General features: G+C 50.0%; 12 protein-coding genes. 3 read left to right on the plus strand and 9 right to left on the minus strand.

Going from position 1 to position 13,824, the window contains the following annotated elements:
* Positions 1-113 precede the first annotated feature (113 nt).
* The 6 genes from HOM51_06330 to HOM51_06355 all read right to left on the minus strand — a co-directional run bounded on the left by HOM51_06330 (position 114) and on the right by HOM51_06355 (position 5,072).
* On the minus strand, positions 114-404 hold the full coding sequence (locus HOM51_06330; GenBank protein ID MBT5034123.1) for a hypothetical protein: 291 nt from the start codon (positions 402-404) through the stop codon (positions 114-116).
* A gap of 138 nt (positions 405-542) precedes the next feature.
* Positions 543-1,439, minus strand: coding sequence for an NAD(P)-dependent oxidoreductase (locus HOM51_06335; GenBank protein ID MBT5034124.1), 897 nt, complete (start codon positions 1,437-1,439; stop codon positions 543-545).
* Positions 1,440-1,455: 16 nt separating this feature from the next.
* The gene (locus HOM51_06340; GenBank protein MBT5034125.1) at positions 1,456-2,358 is read right to left on the minus strand and encodes an NAD(P)-dependent oxidoreductase; all 903 of its coding nucleotides are present in this window, start codon (positions 2,356-2,358) and stop codon (positions 1,456-1,458) included.
* A gap of 78 nt (positions 2,359-2,436) precedes the next feature.
* Positions 2,437-3,498 (minus strand): Gfo/Idh/MocA family oxidoreductase, encoded by a 1,062-nt coding sequence (locus HOM51_06345; GenBank protein ID MBT5034126.1) that lies wholly within the window; start codon positions 3,496-3,498, stop codon positions 2,437-2,439.
* Between the two features lie 97 nt (positions 3,499-3,595).
* On the minus strand, positions 3,596-4,609 hold the full coding sequence (locus HOM51_06350; protein ID MBT5034127.1) for a hypothetical protein: 1,014 nt from the start codon (positions 4,607-4,609) through the stop codon (positions 3,596-3,598).
* Positions 4,602-5,072: a hypothetical protein gene (locus tag HOM51_06355; protein MBT5034128.1), complete on the minus strand. Its 471-nt coding sequence runs from the start codon at positions 5,070-5,072 to the stop codon at positions 4,602-4,604. The genes HOM51_06350 and HOM51_06355 overlap by 8 nt, the downstream gene beginning before the upstream one ends.
* Positions 5,073-5,100: 28 nt before the next feature.
* On the opposite strand from HOM51_06355, the gene HOM51_06360 reads away from it, so the two are divergent.
* From HOM51_06360 to HOM51_06370, 3 genes are all read left to right on the plus strand, one after another.
* Positions 5,101-6,504: a hypothetical protein gene (locus tag HOM51_06360; protein ID MBT5034129.1), complete on the plus strand. Its 1,404-nt coding sequence runs from the start codon at positions 5,101-5,103 to the stop codon at positions 6,502-6,504.
* Between the two features lie 63 nt (positions 6,505-6,567).
* Positions 6,568-7,980 (plus strand): DUF1800 domain-containing protein, encoded by a 1,413-nt coding sequence (locus HOM51_06365; protein ID MBT5034130.1) that lies wholly within the window; start codon positions 6,568-6,570, stop codon positions 7,978-7,980.
* A 7-nt stretch (positions 7,981-7,987) separates the two neighbouring features.
* A complete protein-coding gene (locus HOM51_06370; protein ID MBT5034131.1) occupies positions 7,988-9,163 on the plus strand; it encodes a DUF1501 domain-containing protein in 1,176 nt (391 codons plus the stop codon).
* A gap of 251 nt (positions 9,164-9,414) precedes the next feature.
* On the opposite strand, the gene HOM51_06375 is transcribed toward HOM51_06370, so the two are convergent.
* The 3 genes from HOM51_06375 to HOM51_06385 all read right to left on the minus strand — a co-directional run.
* The gene (locus tag HOM51_06375; GenBank protein ID MBT5034132.1) at positions 9,415-10,503 is read right to left on the minus strand and encodes a formate dehydrogenase subunit gamma; all 1,089 of its coding nucleotides are present in this window, start codon (positions 10,501-10,503) and stop codon (positions 9,415-9,417) included.
* A 241-nt stretch (positions 10,504-10,744) separates the two neighbouring features.
* Positions 10,745-11,341: a 4Fe-4S dicluster domain-containing protein gene (locus tag HOM51_06380; GenBank protein MBT5034133.1), complete on the minus strand. Its 597-nt coding sequence runs from the start codon at positions 11,339-11,341 to the stop codon at positions 10,745-10,747.
* Between the two features lie 12 nt (positions 11,342-11,353).
* A partial coding sequence (locus HOM51_06385; GenBank protein ID MBT5034134.1) for a formate dehydrogenase subunit alpha occupies positions 11,354-13,824 on the minus strand: 2,471 nt, incomplete at its 5' end.

Genomic DNA, 13,824 nt, shown 5'->3' on the forward strand with positions numbered 1-13,824 from the left:
GACCTGAGCAACGGCATCGCGTTTAAATTCTTCGGTGTATCGTATTGCGGACATAATCTTAAACTCCTTGCTTCATTTTTAAACTGCAAGGTGTCTACAAATCTAGGGGCTATTCAGTTCGCAGCGCCCAAGAAAGTATATCCGTTGGCAGGTTTCTTTAAGACGTATTTGGTGGCCTTACCGCCAACTGCGCCCGGCTTATTAATGACTTTGATTGTCCAACCCGTGCTTTTGGCGATTTCACCGGCAAGAGTACGGATAACCGTATCCGTGCCACCGCCAGCAGAGAACATGACAACCGTGGTAATTGGCCTTTCAGGCCAAGCTGCCTCTACCTGACTTGCTGATGCGCCAACAACAGCAACACCGGCAGCAAGGACGAGTAATTTTTTCGCTATTTTCATAACCCCGAATTCCTCCCGTAGGTTAACTTTTCAAATGAATGATTTAATACCATTCACGACGAAATCGATTTTCGCTCACAAAGCTGTGAAGACAAGAAAATAACGGGATATTTCAATAATTTGCGAAATTTTTTACCTTCACTTGCGCTTTTTCTTCTTCGTAATTTTGTCGAAGTCCCGATACAAAAGAGAAAAGTCCATTTCCGACATCCCGATGCCCATTGCACTCTTTAGAAAGTTGGAAGTCCCCTGCCCCATGCTGACATCTACTTTCAATTTTTTGCCCAATTCGACCGCCATCCCCAAGTCCTTGTTTAGGTTATATACCCGGGACCGCGCATCCCATTTCCCAGAAAGAATATGTTTTGGAAAACGAAACTGGCTGATGTAGCTGCGCGCATTGGCGGTATTGAAAACGTCAATCATGTCGGAGAGTTCAATACCGGATTTCTCCGCCATTCTTCCCGCCTGACACAACGTGAGGAAGTTCGCGTGACAGACCATATTGTGGACCAGCTTTAGGGTATGCCCGGCACCGCTGGGGCCGACATAAAATAATTTGTCGCCGATGGCTTCGCAAAATTTCTTAGACCGATTGAATGTCTTCTTCTCACCGCCAACCATCAGCGTAAGGATCCCTTTATCGGCCCCGGTCGCACCCCCACTCATCCCGGCATCCAGATACCCAACGCCTTTTTTCACCGCGCGCCTTGCAAGCTTTTTGGTGTAGGTCGGATCAGATGTGGTGACATCGAATAAAATTAAATTCTTCTTCGCATTGGCGAGAATTCCAGTCTTGCCTTTCATCATCGCATCAATCTCAGGCGAAGCCGGCACCACCAAATAAATTATCGAACACTGCGCCGCCATATCGCCGGGTTCGGCCACCGATACAGATTCCATTTTTTTAAATCGTGTTAGGGCCTTCGGATCAACATCCCAAACGACAGTTGGAAACCCAGCCTTAGCCAAGTTCGTCGCAATGCCCCGCCCCATGTTGCCGAGCCCGATAACGCCTGCTTTTGCCTTCGCCATGATTCACACTCCCTGTTTAATCGTCTTCTTTAGGACGGACACAGTTTGCCGCCAACTCCATCGCCGCGCAAACAGCTGCAGCGTCTTCATCAAAATGACCCTGGGCAACAGCGGCATAATAAGGTGCCAGTGCTGCTTGATAAATCGGAATGGGGACACAAAGGTTCGCCGCGTGATCCGAAATAAACCGTGAATCTTTCACCGGCGTCATAAAGCTCATACCTTCGTGATCATAGTTATTTCGTACCATCATTTCGCCGCGCACCTCGAACATCGACGATGATGATCCGCTGCCACTGATGGCCTCATGAATAACCTTGGGATCTAGACCAGATTTCATGCCAAGAACCATGACCTCTGCTGCGACACTGTTGTGCACCAAGTTCAAAATGTTACCACAGAACTTCATTTTCATGCCGCTGCCGAAGTCACCGATGTAGAATTTCCGATGGGCGAACCCACCGACAACATCTTCGACCGAACGATAGGCCGCTTCATCGCCGCTTCCAAAGGCCGTGAGTTGTTTTTTGACCGCTAGAATTCTGTTGCCGCTAACAGGGCAATCCAACGTCACCTTGCCGACAGCAGCTAAGGTATCCCGCGCCTTTTCTTTTTCCGCGACAGGAAAAGTGCTGGTCTCAATGACGATCTGGCCAGGCTTATATGCCTTATCAATTCCGTCTTCGCCACCGAAGACATTGTGTAGAACCTCCAATGACGGCAAACATGTCACGACGACATCTACCTTTTCGGCGACATCCTTGGGGGAGGCACCAGGTTTCATCCCCACCGCTTCCATATCCGCCATCGCTTCGGCACGGACGTCAAAGCCTGTAACCTCGAACCCGCTTTTAATAATGTTCGGAGCCATCGCGGACCCCAGAACGCCTAGTCCGATAAAGCCGACTGTCTTCGTCATTACTTACTCTCCCTTAAATAAAAATGGCCGCCCCTGTGTGATCAAGGACGGCCATTCTAAACTCAAATCTCGGCAACTCTAAATGGCCATGGAATCCATAATTTCCTGAGAATTCATCGGCAGAGCAACCGGCTCATTTCTTTCGGCTGACAAATCAGCCGCCAGATAGACCTCCATCACCTTCCGTGCCTGTTCCGGTGTCACCATGACATCACGGTCAAAAGCCACAGCTTCTGCAAAGTGAAGGGTCTCGTTGTGCATCGGGCCTGCGAAGACGTGATCAACCCGTTCGCCCGGCATCGCCGACATCGGCAATTGAATACCGTCTTTCATGGTGTTGATCATGACATCACGGTGGGTGTCATCAACCACCATCATGCCGTCAGTCGCGACGAATTCAACCCAGGTGCTGGAATAGTTGTGATAGCCAGGAGGCATCGTCCACCCGGCACCGATGGTTACAACCACGCCATTGTCCATCGTCACCATGATCCACTGGGTGTCGCCAGCACCAGTCTTTTCTTCCATTGCACCATAAGCAACTTGGGAAAACACGCGAACAGGCTTGGCCGGTTCCAAACACCAGAACACAAAATCAAGATCATGGGTCGCTTCCATTGCAGCCAGTGACAACTTAACCCGGCCACTGATTTTATCGCCAAGGGCACGTGACAAATGACGGCTGACGACAGCACTAACCGGCTTGCCAATCGCCCCCTCATTCAACGATTTTTTCACGTAGGCATATTTATGATTAAAGCGCTGTGAATACCCGATGGTAAACTTAAGTTTCGCTTTTTTGGCAATATTGGTGAGTTCGTCGGCTTCGCCCAATGTGACGGCAATCGGCTTTTCCATGAACACGTGCTTACCGGCCAACAGAGAATCTCGCGCCATCGGGTAGTGAAGCCCTTCCGGTGTCGCGCAGATGTAGATGGCGTCGATATCAGGATTCGCCAGCAGTTCATGATAATTATCGGTCGTCGTCGTGGGATTGGTTATTTCACTAACTTCAGCCAAACGTTCCGGCCTGATTTCTGCAAGGTGCAATTCATTAATGAGCGCACTCGCCGCACAGGTCTCCGCACGTATGCCGCCACACCAACCCGGGCCGATAATTCCAACATTAATCTGCTTCATAAATACAATCCTCTAGATAAAATTCTGCGACCAGATGCCGCAAGCGCGCGATACTACCCTTTTTACCCCTCGAAAAAAGGCAAAATTTGCTTAGGTCTTAAACTTCTCGTGCCAGAGGAAGATTAAACAATAAATTATGCGGCTTGAGCCTAAGTGAATTGGTGGGTGACATTGACATGGCCATATAAACCGGACGTCCCGCAACATCCGAGAGCATGGCCCCATTATCCTTAAATTCTAGCTGGAACAACGCCAGCATGCGGTTCATTCGGTCTTCGTCTACATCGACCTCGTTATAAAGATCATTCAGCAATGACGTCGACTCACCCTCTAGCCCCACATGCCAAACCCATTTGTCATCTTCTATTTCCGACTGTGGTTGAATTGAAACGTCCACATCCAAGAAATGCTTAATCCAAAGTTCCATCACCCGGCAGAGCGCATCCTGTCCTGGCTGTAAATAGGTAATGTCCAGAGCCGTGTCATAATATTCAGATCGATTCCAATAGCTTTCATAATTATGTTCACGCAGAACATCCATATCAACTTCGGCACGAGCCGGACCGGTTTCAACGACAAGCTGCCCTGGCCCGCCCTCACCACCACCGGCAGTTCTCATTTCCACAGTCTCACCATCGGCAACAACGATGGAACCATCTTTTATTGTCACCACTTGTTCGCGGAAAAGAAGCTCTGCCGCCCGTGCCCAAAGCGGATACTGTTTACCATCTAGAATGTTTCTGAGTACAACCTGAACCAATTGGTCCATGAACAGCCCCGGAAATACGGCATTGGGGTCTTTGATAATGTCTATATAGCAGGCTTCAACGGTATCCGACTTCAACAACCGCTCAAAAAACCTCAAAAGAATTCGGTAATTCTCCTGAGTATCCGCATCGGCCATGGCACCTATTTCCTGTTCGGAAACAGATTTTTTAGGGTCCTCCAGTAAGGCCGAATGCACCGCCCGCTCCGCATCGCAGGATTCATCAATCGGCCGCACTTCAGGTCGCATGAGATAAGCGCGCAGGAAATCGTCGGTAACAGCCAAGTGTCCGCCCTCAACCTGCTTCAACAAATGAAACCCGGAATTTTTCCAGAAATCAGCCATCGTCACCCACAACTGCCCAAATTTTCGCGTGCTGGCCTGTCTCAGGCCGCGTCACGATGCGAATGCGTTCGCTGATACCGTCCTCAACTATTTCTCGTTCGATGGCTAGTAGGGTCCCTGCGACCTGTTCACAAAGCGCTGCTGCATCACCGACTTCGGCTCTGGCCGCTTCCAACGCAGTTTCCCGGTCCGGCGCGCCAAAGGCGACCATAAAATGATCTGCCAAAATACCAACAGCATCATCGATAACTTGTTCGGAAACATCGACGATTTGAACCAAAGTCGACCGACCGAAAGACTCAAGGCCCAACCACCCGCTTTTAAATGCAAGCCGTTCTTTTCGGTCCTCTTCCTCTCCAGAAAAAGAAAATGTACCCGGCACGGCGAACTCTCCCGGCTCCGCCGCTTTGGGGAATACACTAATATCAGAGTCATCCAGACGGAGGGTACGCAGAAACTTCATCTAGAATGTTTAAACTGGAATTATTCAAATGACCAATGGAAATCTGCTCAAGATACCGTCAAAATGGGAACAAGGACAAAATTACTTGGATGCAGTTATGAAGAGAATAAGAAGGATCGCCATCGGAGCCATGATCCTCTGCATAATCGCCGGAGGCCCCTCATCCCCCCAAGCCGATATGATCGGCCATGGCGGCATGGTTCGTGCCCTCGCCGTATCGCCGGATGGCAGCCGCGTGTTGACCGGCAGTTTCGATTATTCCGCCAAGCTATGGAGCTTCGATGAACAAAAAGAGCTCGCCGACCTGAACGAACACCAAGGCCCAATTAACGCTGTCGCATTTCTACCAGATGGGAACCGCGCCCTGACCGCCAGCGACGACAGAACTGTTATTCTGTGGAATTTAAATTCTGCCAAGCCGATCCGTATTCTCAAGGGTCACACCTTTAAGGTCATGACGATTGCAGTTTCAAAAGACGGGAAAATTGCCGCGACGGGCAGCTGGGATAAGACCATGCGCCTGTGGGACATTGCCACCGGCAAACAGTTGCTGACCATAAAACATCCAACCCCGGTTAATGCTGTTGTCTTTGCGGATGGTGATAGCTCGGTAATTACCGGCGCCCATGATGGGAAAGTCAGGGTCTGGAACGCAAAATCCGGGCGCTCAAAGGGACACGTTCAAGCCCACAACATGGGCGTCACCCATCTGTCGTTATCGCCTGATGGCAAGGGCCTGTTGTCTTCCAGCATCGACACCCGCGTTAAACTTTGGAACCTAAAATCCTTGAAACAAATCCAGGTTTTTTCTCAGGAACAAAGCCGGGTTCTCACAGCGGCCCTGTCACCGGATGGAAAATCCGCCCTGACCGCAAATACCAGGGGGGAATTAACCCAATGGAATTTGGTCACCGGAAAACCTGTGCGAACCGTGCGGGCGCATAAAGGCATGATCTGGGGCGTGGCGTTCAGCCCAGATGGCGTTTTCGGGCTGTCCGCCAGTTCAGACGAGGTGGTCCGGGTTTGGCACTTGGCCACGGGGGATCGAATAGGCATTCCTGATGAAGGCACCAGTGAGCCACAGCCTTGGCTCACCAGCAGTCATCCCGGCGCAGTTGTCTATCGCAAGTGCGCCAAATGCCATTCGCTGCGCGCCGATGCGCCCCGCCGATCAGGCCCACATTTTGCTAAGCTTTTTGGACGCCGGGCCGGCACGGTAAAAGGGTATAAATACTCAGACGTCCTAAAAAAGGCAAAATTCGTTTGGAGCGATAAATCATTGCGAGATTTATTCCAACTCGGCCCCGATAAGTTTGTGCCCGGCACCAAAATGCCGGTTCAAAGAATTCAGGATGAAACTAAATTGTCGCAACTTATTTCCTACATGCATGAATTGACCGAAGAGAAGGCAGAAGCGCCTTCTGGAAACTAGAGATGATTTTAAAAAAATTTAGTTATTTCCGACGGAAATTTTTGTCAGGATCGTTTAAGTCCTATGATTGTTAGATTCCTCCTCCTGATATTTTGCCTGATAGTCGGCAGCGGCCGCGCATACGCCATATCCTTTGATGATGCGCGACACCTATTGGCCCGCACTGGGTTTGGCACGGCAACGCCTACGGAGATAGACAAAATTTTACCGCTCAGCTACGAAGCCGCGGTCGACTCAATTCTTGACGGCGTTCTGGATATAGCACGCACACCCGTTCCGAAGTTTCAGTCCAATCCCCTGGAACGACCAACGGTCAAACGCTTGGATAAAGCCGCAAAAAAGGAATTTAAGAAACGCAATCGAGAAGATCGCAAGGCGCTTAAATTCTGGTGGATTCAGGAGATGCTTGAAACGCCATCGCCCTTTACCGAGCATATGGTATTGTTCTGGCACAATCATTTCGTCTCGGAAATTCGCAAGGTTAAGTTCGGCCAGTGGGCGTACGAGCAAAATGCAACATTTCGGAAATATGCTATTGGCGATTTTCGTAAGCTTCTGACCGAAGTTTCTGTTGGCCCCGCAATGTTGGTTTATCTTGATGCAAATAAGAATAAAAAGGGCAAGCCAAATGAAAATTTCGCCCGGGAAGTTCTCGAACTTTTTACCTTAGGTGAAGGACAAGGGTATACGGAAAAAGACATTCGAGAATCAGCGCGCGCCTACACTGGTTGGCGGGTGAACTTCAAAGCTGGGGGATTTATTTTTAAGTCGAGAGCCCATGACGACGACGAAAAAACAGTCTTAGGAGAATCTGGTAATTTCGACGGCCTTGATGTGATCAAGATTATTCTCAAGCAACCGCGTGTATCTGAATTTCTAGCGGAAAAACTCTGGCGCGAATTTGTATCTCTTGAGCCAAATCCATCTGAATCAATACGGCTGGCCCAAATTATTAGAGACAACGACTACGACCTTAAGCCGATGATGAAAGCGCTATTTATGTCTGATGGTTTTCGTCATCCGTCAAACAGAGGATTGCTTATCAAATCGCCGGTGGAATTGACCATTGGGACCTTGCGCCTCTTGGGCCTGAAGCCTCCTGAATATAAAAAGGTATGGAACCATCAAAAGCGGCTTGGACAAAATGTGTTTGATCCACCGGATGTCAAAGGCTGGCGTGGCGGCACGGCATGGATTTCATCGACAACGACATTACGTCGAACACAATTTTTGCAAGCAGCCTTCAAGGGCATCAGGAAATTCAGTAAAAATACTGGCTCGATGGCGATGAACAAGGGCAGACGACTCTTTGGGTCCGCTGATCCAGCCCCTCTACAAATGCGTGAAGTGACCCGTCCCGGATACCTTAAAAAATTGATCCTAGCGATTGAGCCTGTGATGCAGAAAAAATTTGTCGGTAAGGGGCCCAAAGTTATTCGCAACTTGCTGCTTGATCCTGCCTATCAGGTGAAATGAGAAGTTTATGATGAATCGTCGTGATTTCCTGAAATATTCATTCGCCGCGCCGGCGCTCGTTGGAACAGGTGTCCAACTGCTCCCGTTTCCAGTTCATGCGTCCACAGGAAATTGGGATCGCACGTTGATTTTATTGGAACTCAAAGGCGGCAATGACGGGCTCAATACAGTCGTACCCTTTGCTGATAAAACCTACTACGACATGCGTCCGACCATCGCTATTCCGCGCGACAAAGTTTTAAAACACAGTGAGAAACTTGGGTTTCATCCGGCGTTTTCTCCTTTGATGCCCCTCTGGGAAGCCAAGCAAATGGCGGTGATTTTGGGTGTCGGTTATCGCAATCCAAACCTCTCGCATTTCCGAGGCATTGATATTTGGAATTCAGCCTCCGACGCTGATCAATATTTGGAAAATGGCTGGATAACTCAGTTGTTCCGGGAATCAAAACCAAACGCCGAGTTTGCTGCCGATGGAATTAATCTTGGGCATAATTCAGTTGGACCACTTGAAGGCGATAAAACCAAGGTCGTTACATTAAATAAAAATCCGGAGAAGTTTCTAAAACAAGCGGGCCGCATAAAGCCTGGCAATTCTCAAACGGGGAATAGCGCATTATCTCATATTCTTAAGCAACGGCGCGATCTTAAATCAGCTGCAGACAAAATGATTGCCAAACAGATCAGAACGGTAAAATTGGGCCTAGCATTTTCCGATTCGAAAATAGGAGCCCAGTTTGAAACTGCTGCCCGCTTGTTGGTCGCCGGGGTCAAAACACCCGTTCTTAAATTAACGATCAAAAAGTTTGATACTCATGCTGGACAAGAGCCTCTGCATACAGAATTGCTCACAGAAATAGCGACCAGCATTTCAACCTTTGCCAAAGTTATGAAGGCCAAGGGATTGTGGGATAAGGTCACGGTGATGAGCTATTCAGAATTTGGGCGGCGCCCGTTTGAGAATAACAGTTCAGGCTCAGATCATGGCACGGCAGCACCTCACTTTATGTTTGGCGGTAAAGTAAAAGGCGGTTTCTATGGTGAGCAGCCCCCTCTAGACGATTTAGACGGTGTAAATCTTAAATACCGCGTCCATTTTCGTGAAATTTATGCATCCGTCGCACGCGAATGGTGGGGATTGAACGCAGGATTCATTAAAGAAAAACCGCTTGGCCTATTTTTATGATTCGATGCGTTTATATTGCCAGCAGTTGAATTCGCCTGCGAACAGAGTACAATGACTGCGTCAGTTCATACTGTTACGGGGGCATGGATATTATGAGTTCAATGTGGTTGGGAATGGCGAGCGCTGTTGTTATAGCGATTATAGCCAGTTTCGTTTAGACCAAGTTTGGAATTTTCGCTTTCGAGCGGACAATATAAAAGCGGCAGCCTCTCGTTAGGCTGCCGCTTTTTACTTTTTAAATTTCAGCACTGCTATTCAGCCGGCGCATCCCGAGCTTTGGTTTCTTCGACCCACAGGCTGTGATGTTCCTTAGCCCAGTTTTCATCTACTTGGCCCGTACCGACAGCGTCAAACGCGCCCGCCATGCCCAGCGATCCAATATAAATATGCGCAATCATGAGTGCGAGCACCAGCATTGCCATAACGTTGTGCCACATCTGCGACAATTGGACTTCCTGCAACGGACTTAAATTAGTATCCAGTCCCGCGCCGAAAATATTCAAGAAGGCAAACGTGCTTGAAAACAGTTCAAATTGGAACGGCCACAGGAGTGTGATTCCAGTTAGACTGATCGAGCCTCCGCCAAGAACCACAACCCAGAAAATAAATTTTTGGCCAGCGTTAAATTTCTTAGCTGGCGGATGTACGCCCTTAACAAACAATCCGCCGCCCTTGGCCAGCCAGTTAAGATCATGCCGGTCTGGAAGATTGTCCTTGATCCACAAGACCAGCATCAATGTGATGCCCAGCATAAAGGCGAAGCTGATATAATTATGGGTCAACTTCCCCAGCATGGCCAGATTGGCAAAAGCACTTTTTCCTATAATCGGCAGCAACACAGTCTTACCGTAAAGAAGATTTAGGCCGGTCAGCCCTAAGACTAAAAACGACGAAGCCGTCAACCAGTGGGTGAACCGTTCCAGCGCGTTGAACCGTTCTATGGTTTTACCCGATGGACCTGCATCTATCTGTATTCGACCCCGAAGCGCAAAAAATATCGCTAAGGAAATGAAGACGCCGAGCAAAAGGTACCCGCCGAATGTATAAATATATTTAGTACGGTTGCTCCGCCATTGATCACCATTGCGCTGAATTAGCTGGCCTGCCTGCTTGTCCGGAATAGAAACCGTCCCGCGGATGCCACCCTTGTTGACCGCACTCCACATATCGGTCGGATTAAAGGTACCGCGCACTTTTCCCGGAACATTGCCTCCAGACTGCGCCTGGGTTGCAGAAACATCCAGTATTACCGACCCGGTCAACCCGACGCCGGCCGCGTACGAAATAAGCAATGCGACGCCTAGGCCCCCAAAAACTCTTCGCAAGATCGTCCACTTCATGATGCTTCCCCACCCTTTAAATCGAATAACTCAATTAATACCAAGGATTACTGATACTGTAACTCGCATCCAAAAAAAGGACGCTCCCGCACCGGATATATAGCGGCACGACCGTCCCTCTTTCACTCAGGCTATACTTTCACCAACCTAACAACACACAGGCAAGGCCAACGGGTGCGGAGGCTACAGCGCCCTACCTTTCGGCAGGAAAACGCCGCAGCCTCCCAACCTCGTTAGACGCTTACGACCGCGCCTTCAGTTGATACGCAGTACCCCAACCCCAAGCACCGGAGCCGAAGCCACGTGCAACAACACGCTCACGATAGATGTTGGAAACAATGTCCCCATCACCACCGAGAAGCGCTTTCGTTGCGCACATTTCCGCACATATCGGCAGCTTGCCTTCCGCAAGACGGTTCCGGCCATACTTTTGATGTTCGGCACTGGAATTATCTTTTTCAGGTCCACCGTTACAGAAGGTGCACTTGTCCATCTTGCCGCGGCTTCCATAGTTGCCAGCCTGGGGATACTGAGGCGCCCCAAACGGACAAGCATAGAAACAATAGCCGCAACCGATACACAGGTCCTTGGAGTGCAGGACGACGCCCTGCTCAGTCTGGTAGATGCAATCCACCGGACACACCGCAATACACGGGGCATCCGAGCAATGCATACACGCGACTGAAATGGACCGTTCGCCCGGCTTACCATCGTTGATGGTAACCACACGGCGGCGGTTCACTCCCCACGGTACATCGTGCTCGTTCTTACACGCAGTGACACATGCGTTGCATTCGATACAGCGCTCGGCATCACAAAGGAATTTCATTCTTGCCATTGTTTTAGCTCCCTACGCTGCTTCAATGCGACACAATGTCGCCTTGGTTTCCTGCATTTGCGTGACCGAATCGTAGCCGTAAGTCCCGCAAACGTTGGATGCTTCACCTAAAATATATGGATCCGTACCCTCCGGATATTTATCTCGCTGGCTCTTGCCTTCCCAGTGTCCACCAAAGTGGAATGGCATGAAGGCAACACCCGGGGCGACACGTTCGGTGACCATCGCTTTAACGAGCACCTTGCCTCCCTCTGGGCTTTTCACCCAAATATCCTGGCCGTCTCTGACGTTTAAGTTATTAGCGTCAATGACGTTGATTTCGCAGAACATTTCCTGCTGCAACTCAGCCAGCCATGGGTTGGAACGAGATTCGTCACCACCACCTTCGTACTCGACCAAACGTCCCTGCGTAAGAATTGTCGGGAAGTTCTTAGAGTGATCCACTTTTTGGATACTCTCGTACTTGGTCGGCAGACGATAAGCCTGCTTGTCCTTGTACGTCTTGTACTTCGGCAAGAGATCACGCCGGTTGGTATAGAGTGGTTCGCGATGCAACGGCACCGGATCCGGGAAGGTCCAAACCACCGAACGGGCCTTCGCATTACCAAATGGTGCACAGCCGTGCTTAATGGCAACACGTTGGATACCGCCTGATAGGTCAGTCTTCCAGTTACTCTTATCACCGACACCCTTCGCCATGATGGCTTTTTCCTCGGCGGTCAGATCACTGTCCCAACCAAGTTTTTTAAGCATCGCCATGGTGAATTCAGGGTGACCGTCCTTGATCTCCGATCCAACAGGATAGGCGTTCTCGGCCAGTAAGTTCACACCCTTACGCTCAACACCGAAGCGCGCCCGGAAGGCGAGACCGCCCTCAGCAACCGGCTTGGTGATGTCATAAAGAACAGGCGTCCCTGGGTGCTTCATCTCAGGAGTACCCCAGCACGGCCATGGCAGACCATAGTACTCGCCATCGAGCGGTCCGCCCTTGGCTTGCAACGTGGTCTTATCGAAGGTGTGCTGATACTTCATGTGAGCCTTGATCCGCTCCGGCGACTGGCCGGTATAACCAATGGTCCACATGCCCTTATTGTACTCGCGGGTGATGTCCTCGACCAACGGCTCAGTTTTGTTGACCTTTATGTGTTTGAACATCTCCTTGGCGAACCCGAGCTTCTTAGCCAACAGGTACATGATCGTGTGATCCGGCTTCGTCTCAAAGATCGGCTCAATAACTTTTTCCCGCCACTGGAACGTCCGGTTGGACGCGGTGACTGACCCAGAAGTTTCGAACTGGGTTGCCGCCGGCAACAGGTAAATGCCGTCTTTACGATCGGACATGACAGCAGACATGGTTGGATATGGATCAATAATGACCATCATATCCAGCTTTTCCATGGCCGTTTTCATTTCCGGCAGACGAGTCTGGGAGTTCGGAGCATGACCCCAGAATACCATGACCTTGGTGTTGTCTGGCTGATCAATGTTCTTCTTGTTTTCAAGAACACCATCGATCCAACGAGACACCGGAATGCCTTTGGATTCCATCAACTTCTTGGAAGCAAATTGCCCCAGTAAGTATTTGTAATCCACATCCCAAACACGTGCCCAATGCTTCCACGAACCTGTCTTAAGGCCGTAGTAACCCGGCAGACTGTGCGAAAGTACGCAGAAGTCCGTCGCGCCCTGAACGTTATCGTGACCACGGAAGATGTTGGTGCCGCCGCCTTGCTTGGAAGCATTACCCAACACCAACTGCATGATGCAGTAGGCCCGTGTGTTGTTGTTGCCGTTGGTGTGCTGGGTACCACCCATGCACCAAACCACCGTACCAGGACGGTTGTTGGCCATGGTCCGGGCGACGCGCTTCATTTGCGTACCAGGAATACCAGTAACACGCTCGGTTTCTTCTGGTGTCCACTTCTTTACTTCGGCCTTGATTTCGTCAATGCCGTAGACGCGCTGTTGGATAAAGGCTTTATCTTCCCAGCCGTTTTCAAAGATGTGCCACAGAAGGCCCCAAATTAAACCAACGTCAGTGCCAGGACGGAACCGGACAAATTCGTCAGCATGCGCAGCCGTGCGGGTAAACCGCGGGTCGCACACGATCAACGCTGCATTGTTGGTTTCCTTTGCCTTCAAGATGTGCTGCATGGCAACTGGATGAGCTTCCGCCGCGTTAGAGCCAATCATGAAAATAGCGCGGGAATTATGCATATCGTTAAAGTGGTTCGTCATTGCACCGTAGCCCCAGGTGTTCGCGACACCCGCAACTGTGGTTGAGTGACAAATACGCGCCTGATGGTCACCGTTATTGGAGCCCCAGAATGCATAAAACTTACGGAACAGATAAGCCTGTTCGTTGCTGAACTTGGCAGAACCAAGCCAGTATACGGAATCAGGACCAGAAGACTTGCGAACCGCAAGCATCTTGTCGCCAATTTCGTTGATCGCTACATCCCAAGAAAGCCGCTTCCATTTGC

The organism is Rhodospirillaceae bacterium (genome assembly GCA_018660465.1).
Lineage (GTDB): Bacteria > Pseudomonadota > Alphaproteobacteria > Rhodospirillales > JABJKH01 > JABJKH01.